We start from the raw sequence: 20,873 nt of genomic DNA on the forward strand, positions 1-20,873 counted from the left end.
AAATTGTTATAAAAATCAGTTGAATATTACTGTTACGCTAGCGCTAATCCACCGCCTTCGCTAACGGGAAAAAATGGTTTTTACTATCGGTATAATAAATATATTCTTAATCATAAAATATGCATATATACAGCGTCGCGCTATTTAGCGGATAGCGCGGTCTGAATAAATTTAATCATTGCATCACGGTAAAGGTTTGCATAACGTCCGGAAAAAGCATCAATGTGATCGCCGTCAGGAATGAAGATTTTTTGTTTGGGCTCCCGGGCGAGGGCATACAATTTCTCACTGTCCTGCCAGGGAATAACATGGTCTGCCGTGCCATGAAGAATCAATACCGGAATGGGGCTGACGCTGGCGATATTACGATCCGCGCTATAGCGGTCATCAAGCAAATAGCCGCTGCCCGGGATCATCTGGTTGGCGATGGAGGAATAGGATAAAAACGTTGAGTCGAGGATAATCGCACGTATGCCCGCCTGGTCGGCGTAGCGCATATTAGCGCAGCCTGCGCAGTGTCCTACGGCGGCCAGTACATTATTGCCGCCCAGGCTCTGCCCCAGCAGTACCAGGCGCTCGGGGTTAATGTCGTCGCGATGCCGCACATAATCTATCGCGCTTTTCGTATCGTCCAGTAGCCCCTCTTGTGATGGGGTGCCCTCCGATTCGCCAAAACCACGGTAATCAAACATAAACAGGTTTACGTTGCGTTCTGGCAGCCAACTGACTAACGGCCAGTGCGCCGACATATTTCCGGCGTTGCCATGGACATGAATCACCGTCGCGACGGCGTTTTCCGGCCTGCCGAAAGCAGAAGGAATAAACCAGCCGTGCAGATGCGTACCATCTTTGGCGGTAAAGGTAATGGATTCAGCTTCGGCAGGGGTTGGCCCATAGACTTTATTGTCCGGGTAATAAAAGGCATTGATCGCTACGCGGGGTAGCAGGTAAATACAGACCACAATGATAAACAGAATAAAAAGGGATTTGACGATGCGTCGGGTATGTTGAAGGGTCATGTTCGCTTCCTTGCCGCTTTATGCCAATAGCGGAGCAGGGAGCGATCGTACAAAAACATGCAGGCAAGTAAAGCAATCAGGTTGTGTTTAGGAAAAACGCCTGAAAAGGCACGGCGGATGAGTGGCCCCATCCGCCGAAGAGACTTAGCGCTTCAGCGCATCGCTCAGTTCGTCGCGCATATTCGCCAGCATGGCTTTAACGACGCGCGGATTCCCCGCCACGATATTACCGGTCATCATGTAGTTATGGCCGCCGGTGAAATCGCTGACGATACCGCCCGCTTCACGAACCAGCAGTTCGCCCGCGGCGAAATCCCACGGACGAAGGCCAATTTCAAAGAAACCATCGACACGACCTGCAGCCACATAGGCCAGATCCAGCGCGGCGGAACCGGTGCGGCGGAAATCGGCGCATTCGGTGAACAGCTTGCCGATAATATTAATGTAGGTGGTCGCGTATTGTTTGGCTTTGAACGGGAAGCCGGTAGCGAGGATAGTGCCGTCCAGATCGCGCGCGGTACTGCCGCGCAGACGGTAGCCGTTCAGCTGCGCACCCTGACCGCGGGTGGCGGTGAACAGTTCGTTACGCATCGGATCGTAAACGACAGCCACTTCAGTACGGCCTTTAATGCGTACAGCAATGGAAACAGAGAAGTGTGGCAGACGTTTGATGAAGTTGGTGGTGCCATCCAGCGGATCGATAACCCATTGAACATCCTGATCTGTGCCAACGTGCTCACCGCTTTCTTCGGTGATAATAGTGTGTTGCGGGTAAGATTTGCGAATGGTGTCGATAATTACCGCTTCAGCGGCCTTATCTACATTGGTCACAAAATCGTTACTGCCTTTTTGGCTCGCTTCTACAGCGTCCGGAGTTTCATAGTTTTTGGCAATTACATTACCCGCCTTGCGCGCTGCGCGCACGGCGATGGTCAGCATCGGATGCATCGGTCTCTCTCACTGGATGTTAAAGAACGGGAAAACGGCGCAGAGTATAGCAGCGAGATCGGAATCTGTCTTGGTTTTATGGTAAGATGTCAGAATAATCTTTAGCTGAAGAAAGACAATGCTGCAAAACATTCGAATTGTGCTGGTGGAAACCTCCCACACCGGCAATATGGGCTCTGTGGCTCGCGCTATGAAAACCATGGGCTTAACCAACCTGTGGCTGGTAAACCCGTTGGTGAAACCGGACTCCCAGGCCATCGCCCTGGCGGCAGGCGCCAGCGATGTGATCGGTAATGCGCAGATCGTCGATACGCTGGATGAAGCGTTGGCTGGCTGTAGCCTGGTGGTCGGCACCAGCGCCCGCTCCCGCACTCTGCCGTGGCCGATGCTTGATCCGCGCGAGTGCGGCTTAAAAAGCGTGGCGGAAGCGGCAAATACGCCGGTTGCGCTGGTTTTTGGTCGTGAGCGTGTCGGGCTGACTAACGATGAATTGCAAAAATGCCATTATCACGTCGCGATTGCCGCTAACCCGGAGTATAGCTCGTTGAATCTGGCGATGGCGGTACAGGTCATCGCGTATGAAGTCCGTATGGCCTGGCTGGCAACGCAGGAAAACGGCGACGCGGCAGATCATGAAGAGACGCCGTATCCGCTGGTGGACGATCTTGAACGTTTCTACGGCCATCTGGAGCAGACGTTGCTCTCCACTGGCTTTATTCGCGAAAACCATCCGGGGCAGGTGATGAATAAATTGCGCCGTCTGTTTACCCGCGCCCGCCCGGAAAGCCAGGAGTTGAATATTCTGCGTGGGATTCTGGCGTCTATTGAGCAGCAGAATAAAGGCAAGTAACCGCGTCAATACCGCACGGAACGCTAAATACCTGACTAATTTACTCAAGTAAATAGTTGACCAAATTACTCGGGAATGTCAGACTTGTCCCTGCTATGCAATACCCCCATTTTACAATAAAAAACCCCGGGCAGGGGCGAGTTTGAGGTTAAGTAAGACATGAGACTGACATCTAAAGGGCGTTATGCCGTGACCGCAATGTTAGACGTTGCGCTCAACTCCGAAGCGGGCCCGGTACCGTTGGCTGATATTTCTGAACGTCAGGGGATTTCCCTTTCTTATCTGGAACAGCTATTTTCCCGTTTACGTAAAAACGGTCTGGTTTCCAGCGTACGCGGGCCGGGCGGCGGTTATCTGCTGGGTAAAGATGCTGGCAGTATCGCGGTCGGCGAAGTGATCAGCGCGGTTGATGAATCCGTTGACGCGACCCGTTGCCAGGGCAAAGGCGGCTGCCAGGGCGGCGATAAATGCCTGACCCATGCGCTGTGGCGTGATTTAAGCGATCGCCTGACCGGTTTTCTCAACAATATTACCTTAGGCGAGCTGGTGAATAACCAGGAAGTTCTGGATGTGTCTGGTCGCCAGCACACGCATGACGCGCCGCGCGCCAGTGGTCGTGCGCAGGACGCTATCGACGTTAAATTACGCGCTTAATTAAAATATTACGCCATCTCTTCTGGCGGCCTCATGCGGTGAATGCCGCGGTCGTCTGAAGGATGAAGCGTAAAAAAGAATTCAGAATCAGGCCGGGACGCGGACGTCCCGTCAACACGGTCGTACATCCAGCCGGTTGCCTGATTCCTTGCATTGAGTGATGTACGGAGTTTAAGAGCAATGAAATTACCGATTTATCTCGACTACTCCGCAACCACGCCGGTGGACCCGCGTGTTGCCGAGAAAATGATGCAGTTTCTGACCCTGGACGGAACCTTTGGGAACCCGGCGTCTCGTTCACACCGTTTCGGCTGGCAGGCTGAAGAAGCCGTCGATATCGCCCGCAACCAGATTGCTGAGCTGGTCGGTGCCGACCCGCGTGAAATCGTCTTTACCTCAGGGGCGACGGAGTCTGATAACCTGGCGATCAAAGGCGCTGCCAACTTTTATCAGAAAAAAGGCAAGCACATCATCACCAGCAAGACCGAGCACAAAGCGGTGCTGGACACCTGCCGTCAGCTTGAGCGCGAAGGGTTTGAAGTGACCTACCTTGCGCCCCAGCGCAACGGCATCATCGATCTCAACGAGCTCGAAGCAGCGATGCGTGACGACACCATTCTGGTTTCCATCATGCACGTGAACAACGAAATCGGCGTGGTGCAGGATATCGCGACCATCGGCGAAATGTGCCGCGCGCGCGGTATCATCTACCACGTTGACGCCACCCAGAGCGTGGGCAAACTGCCTATCGACCTGAGCCAACTGAAAGTGGATCTGATGTCCTTCTCTGGTCATAAAATTTATGGTCCGAAAGGCATTGGCGCGCTGTATGTGCGTCGTAAGCCGCGTATTCGCATTGAAGCGCAGATGCATGGCGGCGGGCACGAGCGCGGTATGCGCTCTGGTACTCTGCCTGTCCACCAGATCGTCGGCATGGGCGAAGCTTACCGTATCGCGAAAGAAGAGATGGAGACCGAAATGGCCCGTCTGCGCGGTCTGCGTAACCGTCTATGGAACGGCATCAAAGATATTGAAGAAGTTTACCTGAACGGCGACCTTGAGCAGGGCGCGCCAAACATTCTCAACGTGAGCTTTAACTACGTTGAAGGCGAGTCGCTGATTATGGCGCTGAAAGACCTGGCGGTTTCTTCCGGTTCCGCCTGTACCTCCGCCAGTCTGGAACCGTCCTACGTGCTGCGCGCGTTGGGCATGAATGACGAGCTGGCGCATAGCTCTATCCGTTTCTCTTTAGGTCGTTTTACCACTGAAGAAGAGATCGACTACACCATTGATCTGGTTCGTAAATCCATTGGCCGTCTGCGTGACCTTTCTCCACTGTGGGAAATGTACAAGCAGGGTGTGGATCTGAACAGCATCGAATGGGCACATCATTAATCGGTATCGGAATCAGGAGAATTTATAATGGCTTACAGCGAAAAAGTAATCGATCACTATGAGAACCCGCGTAACGTAGGGTCGTTTGACAACAACGACGATAACGTGGGAAGCGGCATGGTTGGCGCTCCGGCTTGCGGCGACGTCATGAAGTTGCAGATTAAAGTTAACGATGAAGGTATCATTGAAGACGCGCGCTTCAAGACTTACGGCTGCGGTTCCGCTATCGCCTCCAGTTCTCTGGTAACGGAGTGGGTGAAAGGGAAATCCCTGGACGAAGCGCAGGCGATTAAAAACACCGACATTGCAGACGAACTGGAGCTGCCGCCGGTGAAAATTCACTGCTCTATTCTGGCGGAAGACGCGATTAAAGCCGCTATTGCGGATTACAAAAGCAAACGCGAAGCGAAATAAAATAGAACGTTAACATTGAGGTTTTGTTATGTCGATTACACTTAGCGACAGTGCAGCAGCGCGAGTTAATACCTTCCTGGCCAACCGTGGTAAAGGGTTTGGTCTGCGTCTGGGCGTGAGAACCTCCGGCTGCTCAGGTATGGCTTATGTACTGGAATTTGTTGACGAGCCAACGGCGGAAGACACCGTGTTTGAAGACAAAGGCGTTAAGGTAGTGGTTGACGGCAAGAGCCTGCAATTTCTGGACGGTACACAGCTGGACTTCGTAAAAGAAGGTCTGAACGAAGGGTTTAAATTCTCCAACCCGAATGTGAAAGATGAGTGTGGTTGCGGCGAAAGCTTCCACGTGTAACCGTGTTCCGCTGTTATACCGAGCATTCGTGCTGCAGAAAAGCGGCAAGCGAGTGAATCCCCAGGCGCTTATTTAAGTAAGTGACTGGGGGAACCCGCGCAGACAACGCATCTGCGGCGCGAAGTAAGAAGGTATAACCCCACCGTGGTCGCCTGCGTGTGGGGTTTGTTCTGACAGGCTATCCCTGAGAATGTTATGGATTACTTCACCCTCTTTGGCTTACCAGCCCGTTATCAGATTGACACCCAGGCGCTGAGCCTTCGTTTTCAGGATCTGCAACGCCAGTATCACCCTGACAAATTTGCCAACGGCACTCAGGCGCAGCAGCTTGCCGCCGTCCAGCAATCCGCCACGATCAACCAGGCCTGGCAAACGCTGCGTCATCCTTTGACGCGCGCGGAGTATCTGCTTTCCTTACACGGGTTCGATCTGGCCAGTGAGCAGCATACGGTACGCGACACCGCGTTTCTGATGGAACAACTCACGCTTCGCGAAGAGCTGGACGATATCGAGCAATCAAAAGACGACGTGCGGCTGGAAAGCTTCATCAAACGCGTACAAAAGATGTTTGATGCTCGTCTTCAGCAAATGGTGGAACAGTTGGACAACGCCGCGTGGGACGCGGCGGCGGATACGGTGCGCAAACTGCGGTTTCTCGATAAACTGCGAAGCAGCGCAGAACAACTCGAAGAAAAGCTGCTCGATTTTTAACTGGAATCTAACATGGCCTTATTACAAATTAGTGAGCCTGGTCTGAGCGCCGCGCCGCATCAGCGTCGTCTGGCGGCGGGCATCGACTTAGGCACTACCAACTCTCTGGTTGCGACGGTTCGCAGCGGCCAGGCGGAAACTCTGCCTGACCACGAAGGGCGCCACCTGTTGCCTTCAGTGGTTCACTATCAGCAGCAGGGCCATACGGTCGGTTACGCTGCGCGCGACAATGCCGCGCAGGATACGGCCAACACTATCAGCTCTGTGAAACGCATGATGGGACGCTCGCTGGCGGATATCCAGGCGCGCTATCCGCATCTGCCTTACCGGTTTAAGGCAAGCGTTAATGGGCTGCCGATGATTGACACGGCGGCTGGATTGCTCAATCCGGTACGCGTATCGGCTGATATTCTCAAAGCGCTGGCCGCGCGGGCTAGCGAATCGCTCTCCGGCGAGCTGGATGGCGTGGTGATTACCGTTCCCGCCTATTTCGATGATGCCCAACGTCAGGGGACGAAAGACGCCGCGCGGCTGGCAGGCCTGCATGTACTGCGCCTGCTCAACGAACCGACGGCGGCGGCGATTGCCTACGGTCTGGACTCAGGCAAAGAAGGCGTTATTGCTGTTTACGATCTCGGCGGCGGTACCTTCGATATCTCTATTTTACGCCTGAGCCGCGGGGTGTTTGAAGTGCTGGCGACGGGCGGTGATTCTGCGCTCGGCGGCGACGACTTTGACCATCTGCTGGCGGACTATATTCGTGAGCAGGCGGGAATTGCCGATCGTAGCGACAATCGCGTTCAGCGCGAATTGCTGGATGCCGCGATTACCGCGAAAATCGCCTTAAGCGATGCCGATACCGTTCGTGTTAATGTTGCGGGCTGGCAGGGTGAAATCACCCGTGAAACCTTTAACGATCTCATTTCCGCGCTGGTTAAGCGCACGCTATTGGCCTGCCGTCGCGCATTGAAAGATGCCGGCGTTGATCCCCAGGACGTTCTGGAAGTGGTCATGGTCGGCGGTTCGACCCGTGTACCGCTGGTGCGTGAGCGGGTGGGCGAATTTTTTGGCCGCACGCCGTTAACCGCTATCGACCCGGATAAAGTGGTCGCTATCGGCGCAGCGATTCAGGCCGATATTCTGGTCGGCAACAAGCCGGACAGCGAAATGCTGCTGCTGGACGTGATTCCACTCTCTCTTGGGCTGGAGACGATGGGCGGCCTGGTGGAAAAAGTCATTCCGCGCAACACCACTATCCCGGTGGCGCGCGCGCAGGATTTCACCACCTTCAAAGACGGTCAGACCGCGATGTCTATCCATGTGATGCAGGGCGAACGCGAACTGGTGCAGGACTGCCGCTCGCTGGCGCGCTTTGCGCTGCGCGGGATTCCGCCGCTGCCGGCGGGCGGGGCGCATATTCGCGTGACCTTCCAGGTAGACGCCGATGGCCTGTTGAGCGTCACCGCAATGGAAAAATCCACCGGCGTCGAGGCCTCCATTCAGGTCAAACCTTCCTATGGCCTGACCGATGGTGAAATCGCCTCGATGATCAAGGATTCCATGAGTTTTGCCGAGCAGGACGTGAAAGCGCGTATGCTGGCGGAGCAAAAAGTCGAAGCCGCGCGCGTGCTGGAAAGTTTGACCGGCGCGCTAACTGCCGACGCCGCGCTGTTAAGCGCCGCAGAACGTCAATGCATTGATGATGCCGCCGCACATTTAAGCGCGGTCGCACAAGGCGATGATGTTGACGCCATAGAACAAGCCATTAAAAACGTAGATAAACAAACCCAGGAATTTGCCGCTCGCCGCATGGACCAGTCGGTTCGTCGCGCGTTGAAAGGCCATTCCGTAGACGAGGTTTAACATGCCGAAGATTGTTATTCTGCCTCATCAGGATCTTTGTCCGGATGGCGCAGTTCTGGAAGCTGAGACCGGTGAAACCATTCTTGACGTTGCGCTGCGTAACGGCATCGAGATTGAACACGCCTGTGAGAAATCGTGCGCCTGCACCACCTGTCACTGTATTGTACGTGAAGGCTTCGACTCCTTGCCGGAAAGTTCGGAAGAAGAAGACGATATGCTGGATAAAGCGTGGGGGCTGGAGCCGGAAAGTCGACTGAGCTGCCAGGCCCGCGTTACCGACGACGATCTGGTTATCGAAATTCCACGTTACACAATCAACCATGCGCGTGAGCATTAACAGAGGGTAGTATGGGACTCAAGTGGACCGATAGCCGCGAGATCGGCGAAGCGTTATACGACGCATATCCTGATGTCGATCCTAAAACCGTTCGTTTCACCGATCTGCATCAGTGGATCTGCGAACTGGACGATTTTGACGACGACCCTAACGCATCCAATGAAAAAATTCTGGAGGCGATTCTGCTAGTCTGGTTGGATGAAGCAGAGTAAGTCAAATAACGGGCTGCCCTACGGCGGCCCGTTTGCTAATAAGGAAAATAACAATGACAGAAGCCATGAAAATTACGCTTTCCACGCAGCCTGCCGATGCGCGCTGGGGCGATAAAGCCACTTACAGTATTAATAACGACGGTATTACCTTGCATCTTAACGGTAAAGACGATCTGGGGTTGATCCAGCGTGCGGCGCGTAAAATCGACGGCCTGGGAATAAAACAGGTCGCGCTGACAGGCGAAGGATGGGATATCGAGCGTTGTTGGGCATTCTGGGCGGGTTACAAAGGACCAAAAGGCGTCCGTACCGTAATGTGGCCGGATTTAGACGATGCCCAACGTCAGGAACTGGATAACCGCCTGACCATTATTGACTGGGTGCGCGACACCATTAATGCTCCGGCGGAAGAGCTTGGGCCGGAGCAACTGGCGCAGCGCGCAGTGGATCTGCTGTGCAGCGTCGCGTGCGATAGCGTCACTTATCGTATCACCAAAGGCGAAGATCTGCGCGAGCAGAACTATATGGGGTTGCATACCGTAGGCCGTGGTTCTGAGCGTCCGCCGGTGCTGCTGGCGCTGGATTACAACCCGACGGGAGACAAAGATGCGCCGGTTTATGCCTGCCTGGTCGGTAAAGGTATCACCTTTGACTCCGGCGGCTACAGTATCAAACAAAGCGCTTTTATGGACTCAATGAAATCCGATATGGGCGGCGCGGCGACAGTAACGGGCGCGCTGGCGTTCGCCATTACCCGTGGGTTGAATAAACGCGTAAAACTGTTCCTGTGCTGCGCCGATAATCTGATCAGCGGCAATGCGTTTAAACTGGGCGATATTATTCGCTACCGTAATGGTAAGAATGTCGAAGTCATGAATACCGATGCGGAAGGGCGACTGGTGCTGGCAGATGGTCTGATTGACGCCAGCGCGCAACACCCACAGCTAATCATTGATATGGCGACGTTAACCGGCGCGGCGAAAACGGCGCTGGGTAACGACTACCATGCGCTATTCAGTTTTGACGATACGCTGGCGGGGCGCTTGCTGACCAGCGCGGCGCAAGAGAATGAACCGTTCTGGCGTCTGCCGCTGGCGGAGTTCCACCGTAACCAGCTGCCGTCTAACTTTGCGGAACTGAACAACACCGGCAGCGCGGCGTATCCCGCCGGGGCAAGCACTGCCGCGGGTTTTCTGTCGCACTTTGTTGAAAATTACCGCGAAGGCTGGCTGCACATTGACTGTTCCGCCACTTATCGCAAAGCGCCGGTTGAGCAGTGGGCTGCCGGGGCAACCGGTCTGGGTGTGCGCACCATCGCGAATTTGCTGACCGCCTGAACGGTGTTTTTGTAGGCCGGGTAAGCGAAGCGCCACCCGGCATTTTGCCTGATGGCGACGCCGTGCGTCTTATCAGGCCTACAACCCATATACATAATTTGTGATTCCTATGTCCGAAACTAAAAATGAATTAGAAATCTTGCTGGAGAAAGCGGCGACTGAGCCCGCGCATCGTCCGGCATTTTTCCGTACCTTACTGGAGTCCACCGTCTGGGTGCCGGGCAGCGCTGCCGAAGGCGAGGCGATTGTGGAAGACAGCGCTCTGGATTTGCAGCACTGGGAAAAAGAAGACGGCACGACCGTCATTCCCTTCTTTACTTCTCTGGAGGCGCTGCAGCAGGCCGTGGAAGACGAACAGGCGTTTGTGGTGATGCCGGCGCGCACGCTGTTTGAAATGACGCTTGGCGAAACGCTATTCCTCAACGCTAAATTGCCGACCGGCAAAGAGTTTATGCCGCGTGAAATCAGCCTGCTTCTCGCTGAGGAAGGCAGTCCATTAAGTACGCAGGAAGTGCTGGAAGGCGGCGAGTCGCTTATTTTATCCGAAGTGGCCGAGCCGCCGTCGCAGATGATTGATTCCCTCACTACGCTGTTTAAAACCATCAAACCGGTGAAACGCGCGTTTCTCTGCGCGATTAAAGAACATGCGGACGCCCAACCCAATCTGCTGATTGGCATTGAGGCTGACGGCGATATTGAAGAGATCATTCACGCAGCGGGCAATGTGGCGACCGACACGTTACCGGGTGACGAACCGATCGATATTTGTCAGGTGAGAAAGGGCGAGCAGGGTATCAGCCACTTTATCACCGAGCATATCGCGCCGTTCTACGAGCGCCGCTGGGGCGGGTTCCTGCGCGATTTTAAACAGAATCGCATCATCTGAAGAAAAGAAAGCCGCCCAACAGGGCGGCCTCCTGGCTTACCTGCTCTGGACGTTGAGCGTTACGGGAACAGAATTACCTGAGTAGCTTCTGTCTGTGTGAAGACACAACGTGCCAGAAACAAGAAGCACGACACAAAAGCATCGTACCTTCATGTTGCGGTCCTTGCGAAGACCGCATCACGGCAGCACCGCTGGCGATAATGCCGTGATAGCAGGCACTACGGTGTGCCTGCGCTTACGGCCATGGGTTATCCTCTCCTGAAGCCAGCGCCCGTTTGCGAGACGGCGGAAAGGGCCGGGAAAGATAATACCTCAAATGTTGAATAGTTTCCCGATAAATCATATTGACATTTGCTCCCTTAAAAGGGAGTATTAATCCCCTACGGTGTGCCTGCGTTGCTATGGCAACAAAGCCTGCTGGGAAGGCCGCGAACCGGACCAGCACAAAAAAACCGCTCAATTGAGCGGTTTTTTTGTGGCCTGCTTAAACCGAATTTATGTAGATTCGTTTTACATCAGCCTGAACGGTAGGCCGGATAAGCGTGAGCGCCATCCGGCATCATGTCGATTAATCGCCGAGCGCGTCCAGTTTTGCCCAAAGCTCCTCATGATAATTCTCCAGGTCAAGTAAAGCGGCATCGCGTTTTTCATTCATTTTTTGCTGTGCCTGCCATTGCGGAAGATGTAAATCCTCTTCGGTAAAGCCAATGTCTTTAGCGCCCGAAATAATATTATAGAGATATTCCACCAGGGAAGACTCCGCCAGCCAGAATTCATTACGTTCCATGCGGGCAATAGGGTATTCGCCGTTGGCATCCCGTTCTGTGATATAGATAAAAATGGCCTGATCGCCGACATGATCGATACGAATTAATGCCGGAAGACGGGGATCGTTACTCCAGACAGGCATCAGATCTTCAATATCAATACCTGAGCCATCCATGCCAACGCCGTAATACGCCTCTTCATCAGGAGAGTAAGAATGTATTACTCCCTCTTTATCAATAGATCTTTGTAATGTTTCAATCACAGGCATATTATAATTGCTAAGTAGATCGCGGTCGTAGGCCAGTAGCGCCTTCAGGCTTTCAGGTAACTCAGTGGTTTCCGTATTTTGCGGATCGCGATACTTACGCACTCGCAGACGACTTATTTCCTCAGCAGGCATAGGATTAGGCACCTTATTGCGGTTAACCTTTTTAACCAACTCAATTAAATTAGCGAGTGAAATATCCATTTTCCATCCTTAAAAATTATATTTACAGGAGTTATTTCCTGGTAAAAACCAAAACAGCGGTGATGATACTCCTTATACCCGACGTAAAGTATTTACCGATAAAAAATAGGATTTTATTAAGAGAAAATAATGCCCGTTTGCAGGACAGCGGAAAAGAGCTGAATAAAAACAATGTCTGTAGATCGTTTTACATCAGCCTGAACGGTAGGCCGGATAAGCGTGAGCGCCATCCGGCATGGCAGATATTAAGCGGGTTCAACCGGTAAATCGGTACGCGCGCCCCATTCGCTCCACGCGCCGTCGTAAAGCGTGACGTCAGGCACATCCAGCGTGGCGAGCGCCAGCACCACGACCGCGGCCGTCACGCCGGAACCGCAACTGGCGATAATCGGTCTGTCGAAACTCACGCCGTGGCTGAAAAAAACCTCATTCAGTTCGTCAGTGGTCTTTAATTCGCCCTCATACACCAGTTCCGTCCACGGGACGTTTAGCGCGCCAGGAATGTGTCCGCGCCTCAGCCCCGGACGCGGTTCATCAGCCTGAGCGTTAAAACGCGCCGCCGGACGCGCGTCAACGATTTGTGCGGTTTTTTCATGGCTTGCCAGCAATACGTCGGTGAGACGCACCACGGCTTGCGGCGCGAATTTCGCCTCAAACTCGCCTCCTTCATGCGCTTCCTCGCCTTCGCGCAATAGCCATTCGTCGCGCTGCCAGCCCGCCAGTCCGCCCGCCAGAATGGACACTTTCTCGGCACCGAACGTGCGCAGCATCCACCATGCCCGCGGAGCGGAGAACAGATTGCCTTCATCGTATATGACCAGGTGTTTATCCTGGCGAACACCCAGTTCACGCATGGCCACCGCAAACGCTTCCGGGCGCGGCATCATATGCGGCAGCGGCGATGCGCGATCGGAAAGCGCTTCAATATCAAAAAACAGCGCGCCGGGAATATGTCCGGCGCGATATTCGCCCGCCATATCACGATGTTCCTGTCCTGGCGGCGCCATACGGGCGTCAAGAATCTGTATTTCCGGATCATCAATATGTTCGGCAAGCCAGTCGGCGGCGACAAAAAAGGCGGTGGTCATGGGCATCTCCATTGTTACCTGATTATGGACAAATTGTCGGACGTTTCCCGAAAAGGGACAAGTAGAAGAGGCTGTTTTGGCTGGCGAAACCACATTTCTGCGTAAAATTTTCGCATCATCACAGTAATACGGACTTACACAATAAAATTTCTCGCGCATAATATCTCATCAACCGTTGCTGACAGGCCGTTAAGGCCAGGGATGAAAGATGAAACTTTTACGCGTGGTGGCCTGCATGATCATGCTGGCGCTGGCGGGATGCGATAACAACGATAAAACCGCCCCGACGACTAAAAGCGAAGCGCCAGCCGTAGCGCAGCCTTCGCCCGCGCAAGACCCGGCACAGCTACAAAAGCTGGCGCAGCAAAGCCAGGGCAAAGCGCTCACGCTATTAGACGCCTCCGAAGCGCAGCTTGACGGCGCGGCGACGCTGGTGCTGACGTTTTCAATTCCTTTAGATCCTGAACAGGATTTCTCCCGTGTGGTTCACGTGGTTGATAAGAAAAGCGGCAGCGTTGACGGCGCATGGGAGCTGGCGCCAAATTTAAAAGAGCTAAGGTTACGTCATCTGGAACCTGAGCGCGTGCTGGTGGTCACGGTTGATCCCGCCGTTAAAGCGCTGAATAACGCCACCTTCGGCAAGCCTTATGAAAAAACGATTACCACGCGTGATGTCCAGCCAAGCGTCGGCTTTGCCAGTCGGGGATCGCTGTTGCCGGGAAAAATGGCGGAAGGACTGCCGGTCATGGCGCTTAATGTCAACCACGTTGATGTGAACTTTTTCCGCGTTAAGCCCGGATCGCTGGCGTCATTTGTCAGCCAGTGGGAGTACCGTAGTTCTCTCTCTAACTGGGGGTCCGACAATCTGCTGAAAATGGCGGATCTGGTTTATACCGGTCGTTTTGATCTTAATCCGGCGCGCAATACGCGTGAGAAACTGCTGCTGCCATTAAGCGACATTAAGCCGCTACAACAGGCGGGCGTATATGTGGCGGTAATGAATCAGGCTGGACACTACAACTATAGTAATGCCGCCACGTTGTTTACCCTTAGCGATATCGGCGTGTCCGCGCACCGTTACCATAATCGGCTGGATATCTTTACGCAAAGCCTGGAAAACGGCGCGGCGCAGTCGGGAATTGAGATCGTTCTTCTGAATGATAAAGGTCAGACGCTGGCGCAGGCGGCGAGCGATGCGCAGGGACATGTGCAACTGGAGGCTGATAAAGCGGCGGCGCTCTTACTGGCGCGTAAAGAGGGGCAGACCACGCTGCTCGATCTCACGCTTCCGGCTCTGGATCTGTCGGAATTTAATGTCGCTGGCGCGCCCGGCTACAGCAAGCAGTTCTTTATGTTCGGCCCGCGCGATCTCTACCGACCGGGCGAAACGGTTATCCTCAACGGATTACTGCGCGATAGCGACGGTAAAACGCTGCCCGATCAACCCGTTAAGCTGGAAGTGGTAAAACCAGACGGACAGGTGATGCGTACCGTCGTCAGCCAGCCGGAAAACGGGCTATACCGTTTGAATTATCCGCTGGATATCAACGCGCCGACCGGCTTGTGGCATGTCCGCGCCAACACCGGCGATAATTTGCTGCGGAGTTGGGATTTCCATGTGGAAGACTTTATGCCGGAGCGGATGGCGCTCAACCTGACGGCGCAAAAAACACCGCTGGCGCCTGCGGATGAGGTGAAATTCTCCGTTGTCGGCTATTACTTGTATGGCGCGCCTGCTAACGGCAATACCCTGCAAGGGCAACTTTTCCTGCGTCCGCTGCGCGACGCTGTCGCGGCCTTGCCTGGCTTCCAGTTCGGCAATATTGCTGAAGAGAATCTTTCGCGCAGCCTGGACGAAGTTCAACTGACGTTGGATAAAGGCGGACGTGGTGAAGTGAGTGCTGCCAGCCAGTGGCAAGAAGCGCATTCGCCGCTGCAGGTAATTCTACAGGCCAGCCTGCTGGAGTCTGGCGGTCGTCCGGTCACTCGTCGCGTAGAGCAGGCGATTTGGCCTGCCGATACGTTACCGGGAATTCGTCCACAGTTCGCCGCCAAAGCGGTATACGACTACCGTACGGATACCACCGTTAATCAACCGATTGTCGACGAAGACAGCAACGCCGCATTCGATATTGTTTACGCCAACGCGCAGGGCGAGAAAAAAGCGGTGTCTGGTTTACAGGTGCGGCTCATCCGCGAGCGTCGCGACTATTACTGGAACTGGTCGGAAAGCGAAGGCTGGCAGTCGCAGTTTGATCAAAAAGATCTGGTGGAGGGCGAGCAGACGCTGGATCTTAACGCGGATGAAACCGGAAAAGTCAGCTTCCCGGTGGAATGGGGCGCGTACCGTCTGGAGGTCAAAGCGCCGAATGAGACGGTCAGCAGCGTTCGTTTCTGGGCCGGCTATAGCTGGCAGGATAACAGCGACGGTAGCGGCGCGGCGCGTCCGGATCGCGTCACCCTCAAACTGGATAAAGCGAATTATCGTCCAGGCGACACCATGAAATTGCATATCGCCGCGCCGGTCGCCGGTAAAGGTTATGCGATGGTGGAGTCCAGCGATGGTCCGCTGTGGTGGCAGGCGATCGATGTGCCGGCACAAGGGTTGGATCTCACGATTCCGGTGGATAAAACCTGGAATCGCCACGATCTCTATCTCAGTACGCTGGTGGTGCGTCCCGGCGATAAATCTCGTTCCGCCACGCCAAAACGCGCCGTGGGGTTACTACACCTACCGCTGGGGGATGAAAACCGCCGCCTCGATCTGGCGCTCGAAAGCCCGGCCAAAATGCGCCCAAATCAGCCGCTCACCGTCAGGGTGAAAGCCAGCGTTAAACACGGCGAAATGCCAAAACAGATCAACGTGCTGGTCTCCGCAGTCGATAGCGGCGTATTGAATATTACCGATTATGCGACGCCGGACCCGTGGCAGGCGTTCTTCGGTCAAAAACGTTATGGCGCAGATATTTATGATATTTACGGCCAGGTCATTGAAGGGCAGGGGCGGCTGGCGGCGTTGCGTTTTGGCGGCGATGGCGACGCCCTTAAGCGCGGCGGAAAACCGCCGGTAAACCATGTCAATATCATCGCGCAGCAGGCGCAGCCGATCACGCTCAATGAGCAGGGCGAAGGGGTCGTAACGCTGCCGATTGGCGACTTTAACGGCGAACTGCGGGTTATGGCGCAGGCATGGACAGCGGACGATTTTGGCCGCGGCGAAAGCAAAGTCGTTGTCGCCGCGCCAGTGATTGCCGAGCTGAATATGCCGCGTTTTCTGGCGGGAGGGGATGTGTCGCGACTGGTGCTGGACGTCACCAATCTGACCGACCGTCCGCAGACGCTGAATATTTCTCTCGCCGCCAGTGGGCTACTGGAACTGCTTAGCCAGCAGCCGCAACCGGTTAACCTGGCGCCGGGCGTGCGCACCACCTTATTCGTTCCGGTACGCGCGCTGGAAGGTTTTGGCGAAGGCGAAATCCAGGCGACCATTAGCGGTCTGAATCTGCCGGGAGAAACCCTCGGCGCGCAGCATAAACAGTGGCAAATCGGCGTGCGTCCGGCCTGGCCTGCCTACACGGAAAATAGCGGCATTGCGCTGGCGCCGGGAGAGAGCTGGCATATACCAGAGCAGCATCTGGCCAATGTCTCGCCAGCCACGTTACAGGGACAACTGCTGTTAAGCGGAAAACCGCCGCTCAATCTGGCGCGCTACATTCGCGAGCTGAAAGCGTATCCGTACGGGTGCCTGGAACAAACCGCCAGCGGGTTATTCCCGGCGCTGTATACCAATGCCGCTCAATTGCAGTCGCTCGGTATTACCGGCGATAGCGATGAAAAACGGCGCGCCGCGGTGGATATCGGCATCTCCCGCATACTACAGATGCAGCGTGATAACGGCGGTTTTGCGCTATGGGATGAAAATGGGGCGGAAGAGCCCTGGCTAACGGCCTACGCGATGGATTTCCTCATTCGCGCGGGCGAGCAGGGATATAGCGTCCCGCCGGAGGCCATTAACCGGGGCAATGAGCGACTGCTGCGCTATCTGCAGGATCCCGGCACGATGCTGATTCGTTATAGCGATAATACCCAGGCCAGTACTTTTGCCGCTCAGGCTTACGCCGCGCTGGTACTGGCGCGTCAGCAGAAAGCGCCGCTCGGCGCGCTGCGCGAAATCTGGGAGCGCCGTAGTCAGGCGGCTTCAGGACTGCCGCTGATGCAATTGGGCATCGCGTTAAACACGATGGGTGATGCCAGACGCGGCGAAGAGGCCATTACGCTGGCTCTGAATACGCCGCGTCAGGACGAACGGCAATGGATAGCGGATTACGGCAGTTCTCTGCGCGATAACGCTCTGATGTTGTCGTTACTGGAAGAGAACAACCTCAGACCGGACGCGCAAAACGCGCTATTAAGCTCGCTTTCTGAGCAGGCCTTCGGTCAGCGCTGGCTCTCTACCCAGGAGAACAATGCCTTGTTCCTCGCCGCGCATTCGCGACAGGCCAGCGCGGGCGCCTGGCAGGCGCAGACCTCGTTAGAGGCGCAGCCGCTGTCGGGCGACAAGGCGCTGACCCGTAATCTGGATGCTGACCAGTTGGCCGCCCTTGAGGTGACGAACACCGGTAGCCAGCCGCTATGGCTGCGTCTGGATAGCAGCGGCTATCCCTCATCTGCGCCTGAGCCTGCCAGCAACGTTTTGCAGATTGAACGACAAATACTGGGAACCGATGGTCAGCGCAAATCGCTGTCCTCGTTGCGTAGCGGCGAACTGGTGCTGGTCTGGTTAACGGTAGTGGCCGATCGCAATGTGCCGGATGCGCTGGTGGTGGACCTGCTCCCGGCCGGACTGGAGCTGGAAAACCAGAATCTGGCTGACAGCAGTGCCAGCCTGCCGGAGAGCGGTAGCGAAGTGCAAAATCTGCTTAATCAGATGCAGCAGGCGGATATTCAGCATATGGAATTCCGCGACGATCGGTTTGTGGCTGCCGTCGTCGTCAATGAGGGCCAGCCCGTGACGCTGGTCTACCTGGCGCGCGCGGTAACGCCGGGGACGTACCAGCTTGCGCAACCGCAGGTGGAATCGATGTACGTGCCTCAGTGGCGGGCAACCGGCGCGAGCGAGGGGCTGCTGATTGTGACGCCTTAAATGAACGGTTGGCGTGGTAAACGTGGCCGCTGGCTGTGGCTGGCGGGCGCGCCGCTTTTTATTTTCCTGGCGTTATGGGCGGCGGATAAACTCTGGCCGCTGCCGCTCAATGAGGTCCATCCTGCGCGGGTCGTGGTAGCCCATGACGGTACGCCGCTGTGGCGCTTTGCCGACGCCGGGGGGATCTGGCGTTATCCGGTGACGATTGAAGAGGTCTCTCCCCGTTACCTGGAGGCCCTAATCAATTACGAAGATCGCTGGTTCTGGCAGCACCCTGGCGTTAACCCTTTCTCCGTCGCGCGCGCGGCATGGCAGGATCTTACCGCCGGGCGCGTTATTTCCGGCGGCAGTACGCTGACTATGCAGGTGGCGAGACTGCTGGACCCGCATTCGCGCACGTTCGGCGGTAAAATCCGCCAGCTTTGGCGCGCCCTCCAGCTTGAATGGCATTTGTCCAAGCGCGATATCCTGACGCTGTACCTGAACCGCGCGCCGTTCGGCGGCACGTTACAGGGTATTGGCGCTGCAAGCTGGGCCTACTTCGGCAAGCCACCCGCGCGCCTGAGCTACGCTGACGCGGCGCTGCTGGCCGTATTGCCGCAGGCGCCGAGCCGGTTACGTCCCGACCGCTGGCCAGCGAGAGCTGAAGCGGCACGAAATAAAGTGCTGGATCGGATGGCGGCGCAGGGCGTCTGGCCTGCCGAAACGGTACGCGAGTCGCGTGAAGAGCCGGTCTGGCTGGCGCCGCGTCAAATGCCGCAACTGGCGCCGCTTTTTGCCCGAATGATGTTGAGTAAAAGCCAGAACGACAAAATTGTGACCACGCTGGACGCCGGGTTGCAGCGGCAACTGGAAGATCTGGCGCGGGCATGGAAAGGGCGGCTGCCTGCACGCAGTTCGTTGGCGATGATCGTCGTCGATCATACCGATATGAGCGTGCGCGGCTGGGTAGGATCGGTAGACCTTAATGACGACAGCCGTTTTGGTCATGTCGACATGGTAACGGCGATCCGATCGCCGGGATCGGTACTCAAACCCTTTGTGTACGGTCTGGCGCTGGATGACGGCTTGATCCATCCCGCATCATTATTACAGGACGTTCCGCGCCGCACCGGAGATTACCGCCCGGGAAACTTCGACAGCGGATTTCACGGCCCGGTCAGCATGAGCGACGCGCTGGTACGCTCGCTGAATCTGCCTGCCGTTCAGGTGCTTGAAGCCTATGGGCCGAAACGATTTGCGGCAAAACTGCGTAACGTCGGCTTGCCGCTATATTTGCCTGCTGGCGCGGCGCCCAATCTTTCGCTGATTCTGGGCGGCGCGGGCGCGCGGCTTGACGAGATGGCGGCGGCATACAGCGCGTTCGCTCGTCATGGGAAAGCGGCGAAACTACGGTTACAGCCGGACGATCCGCTGTCGGAAAGACCATTAATGTCGCCGGGAGCGGCGTGGATCATTCGACGAATTATGGCGGATGAAGCGCAACCCTTACCGGATAATGCGCTGCCGCGCATTGTGCCGTTGGCGTGGAAAACCGGCACCAGCTACGGCTATCGCGATGCGTGGGCTATTGGCGTTAACGCGCGCTATATCATCGGCATCTGGACAGGCAGACCCGACGGCACGCCTGTGGTGGGGCAATTTGGTTTTGCCAGCGCGGTGCCATTGCTTAACCAGGTCAATAATCTGTTACTGGCGCATACGGGACGCCTGCCGGAAGATCCGCGTCCGCAGACGGTAAGCCGCGGCGTCATTTGCTGGCCGGGCGGACAGACTCTGCCTGCCGGAGACAGCAACTGTCGCCGCCGGCTGGCGACATGGCTGCTCGATGACAGCCAGCCGCCCACGCTGCTGTTACCTGAGCAGGAAGACATCAACGGTATTCGTTTCCCGGTCTGGCTGGATGATACGGGGCGGCGTGTCGCTGCCGACTGTCCGCAGGCGCGTGCGCATACGTTTATCGTCTGGCCGCGGCCGCTGGAGCCGTGGCTGCCGCCTGCGGAAAGACGTAGCGCCCGCTTGCCCGCGGCGTCCGCTTACTGTCCGCCGCTACAGGGCAGTGATGCCGCGCCGTTAATGCTGTCAGGAGTGAGGGATGGCGCGGTGATCAGGCAATTGCCAGGCCAGGAAAACGTCACGCTGCCCGTCTCGACTACCGGCGGTAAAGGGCGTCGCTGGTGGTTTTTAAATGGCGAACCTGTTAATGGCGAAAATAATCGCCTTTCTTTATTACTCAATATCGCTGGACGTTATCAACTTGTCGTAATGGATGAGTCCGGTCAGGTTGCAGCGGTTAATTTTGAATTAATACGTTAACAACTCTTCAGAATAAATTATGAATTTCATTTAATTTAAAGTTAATGAGAATTATTAATTTTTCCGGAATTACCCTTAATGAGGGAGCTTGATAAATATCAAGAGATCTAA

General features: G+C 55.5%; 18 protein-coding genes. 13 read left to right on the forward strand and 5 right to left on the reverse strand.

The window, feature by feature from the left end:
• Positions 1-140 precede the first annotated feature (140 nt).
• Positions 141-1,019 (reverse strand): alpha/beta hydrolase, encoded by an 879-nt coding sequence (locus tag ACLD11_RS04535; protein WP_411014597.1) that lies wholly within the window; start codon positions 1,017-1,019, stop codon positions 141-143.
• A gap of 144 nt (positions 1,020-1,163) precedes the next feature.
• Entirely contained in the window at positions 1,164-1,967 is an 804-nt protein-coding gene (gene suhB / locus ACLD11_RS04540) for an inositol-1-monophosphatase (protein ID WP_000553473.1), read from the reverse strand.
• Between the two features lie 118 nt (positions 1,968-2,085).
• On the opposite strand from suhB, the gene trmJ reads away from it, so the two are divergent.
• From trmJ to sseB, 11 genes are all read left to right on the forward strand, one after another.
• The gene (gene trmJ, locus ACLD11_RS04545; RefSeq protein WP_000940032.1) at positions 2,086-2,817 is read left to right on the forward strand and encodes a tRNA (cytosine(32)/uridine(32)-2'-O)-methyltransferase TrmJ; all 732 of its coding nucleotides are present in this window, start codon (positions 2,086-2,088) and stop codon (positions 2,815-2,817) included.
• A 159-nt stretch (positions 2,818-2,976) separates the two neighbouring features.
• The gene (iscR, locus tag ACLD11_RS04550; protein WP_001241346.1) at positions 2,977-3,471 is read left to right on the forward strand and encodes a Fe-S cluster assembly transcriptional regulator IscR; all 495 of its coding nucleotides are present in this window, start codon (positions 2,977-2,979) and stop codon (positions 3,469-3,471) included.
• A 180-nt stretch (positions 3,472-3,651) separates the two neighbouring features.
• A complete protein-coding gene (iscS, locus tag ACLD11_RS04555; RefSeq protein WP_000775263.1) occupies positions 3,652-4,866 on the forward strand; it encodes a cysteine desulfurase in 1,215 nt (404 codons plus the stop codon).
• Positions 4,867-4,893: 27 nt separating this feature from the next.
• Positions 4,894-5,280, forward strand: coding sequence for a Fe-S cluster assembly scaffold IscU (gene iscU / locus ACLD11_RS04560; protein ID WP_000331704.1), 387 nt, complete (start codon positions 4,894-4,896; stop codon positions 5,278-5,280).
• A 28-nt stretch (positions 5,281-5,308) separates the two neighbouring features.
• Positions 5,309-5,632, forward strand: coding sequence for an iron-sulfur cluster assembly protein IscA (gene iscA, locus ACLD11_RS04565; protein WP_000028952.1), 324 nt, complete (start codon positions 5,309-5,311; stop codon positions 5,630-5,632).
• A gap of 195 nt (positions 5,633-5,827) precedes the next feature.
• Positions 5,828-6,343 carry a co-chaperone HscB gene (hscB, locus tag ACLD11_RS04570; RefSeq protein WP_000384398.1) on the forward strand — a complete coding sequence of 172 codons (516 nt, stop codon included), beginning with the start codon at positions 5,828-5,830 and terminating at the stop codon, positions 6,341-6,343.
• A 12-nt stretch (positions 6,344-6,355) separates the two neighbouring features.
• Complete coding sequence (hscA, locus tag ACLD11_RS04575) at positions 6,356-8,206, forward strand: Fe-S protein assembly chaperone HscA (RefSeq protein WP_183058977.1); 1,851 nt, start codon at positions 6,356-6,358, stop codon at positions 8,204-8,206.
• Position 8,207: 1 nt separating this feature from the next.
• Complete coding sequence (gene fdx, locus ACLD11_RS04580; RefSeq protein ID WP_001124466.1) at positions 8,208-8,543, forward strand: ISC system 2Fe-2S type ferredoxin; 336 nt, start codon at positions 8,208-8,210, stop codon at positions 8,541-8,543.
• An 11-nt stretch (positions 8,544-8,554) separates the two neighbouring features.
• A complete protein-coding gene (gene iscX, locus ACLD11_RS04585; RefSeq protein ID WP_000523621.1) occupies positions 8,555-8,755 on the forward strand; it encodes a Fe-S cluster assembly protein IscX in 201 nt (66 codons plus the stop codon).
• A 53-nt stretch (positions 8,756-8,808) separates the two neighbouring features.
• Positions 8,809-10,092: an aminopeptidase PepB gene (gene pepB, locus ACLD11_RS04590; protein ID WP_000133536.1), complete on the forward strand. Its 1,284-nt coding sequence runs from the start codon at positions 8,809-8,811 to the stop codon at positions 10,090-10,092.
• A 109-nt stretch (positions 10,093-10,201) separates the two neighbouring features.
• Positions 10,202-10,978 (forward strand): enhanced serine sensitivity protein SseB, encoded by a 777-nt coding sequence (gene sseB / locus ACLD11_RS04595; protein WP_001522413.1) that lies wholly within the window; start codon positions 10,202-10,204, stop codon positions 10,976-10,978.
• A 36-nt stretch (positions 10,979-11,014) separates the two neighbouring features.
• Here the strand turns inward: sseB and timP are convergent, their stop codons facing one another.
• From timP to sseA, 3 genes are all read right to left on the reverse strand, one after another.
• Positions 11,015-11,131 (reverse strand): small toxic inner membrane protein TimP, encoded by a 117-nt coding sequence (timP, locus tag ACLD11_RS04600; RefSeq protein WP_411014598.1) that lies wholly within the window; start codon positions 11,129-11,131, stop codon positions 11,015-11,017.
• Positions 11,132-11,546: 415 nt separating this feature from the next.
• Positions 11,547-12,215 (reverse strand): DUF5066 family protein, encoded by a 669-nt coding sequence (locus ACLD11_RS04605; RefSeq protein ID WP_411014599.1) that lies wholly within the window; start codon positions 12,213-12,215, stop codon positions 11,547-11,549.
• 245 nt (positions 12,216-12,460) lie between these two features.
• Complete coding sequence (sseA, locus tag ACLD11_RS04610; protein WP_000205241.1) at positions 12,461-13,303, reverse strand: 3-mercaptopyruvate sulfurtransferase; 843 nt, start codon at positions 13,301-13,303, stop codon at positions 12,461-12,463.
• A gap of 208 nt (positions 13,304-13,511) precedes the next feature.
• On the opposite strand from sseA, the gene ACLD11_RS04615 reads away from it, so the two are divergent.
• Positions 13,512-18,446, forward strand: coding sequence for an alpha-2-macroglobulin family protein (locus ACLD11_RS04615; protein WP_411014600.1), 4,935 nt, complete (start codon positions 13,512-13,514; stop codon positions 18,444-18,446).
• Entirely contained in the window at positions 18,447-20,762 is a 2,316-nt protein-coding gene (gene pbpC / locus ACLD11_RS04620; RefSeq protein WP_411014601.1) for a peptidoglycan glycosyltransferase PbpC, read from the forward strand.
• The last annotated feature ends 111 nt before the right edge of the window (positions 20,763-20,873 follow it).

Source organism: Salmonella sp. 741265116_PST, from assembly GCF_046567715.1.
Lineage (GTDB): Bacteria > Pseudomonadota > Gammaproteobacteria > Enterobacterales > Enterobacteriaceae > Salmonella > Salmonella enterica.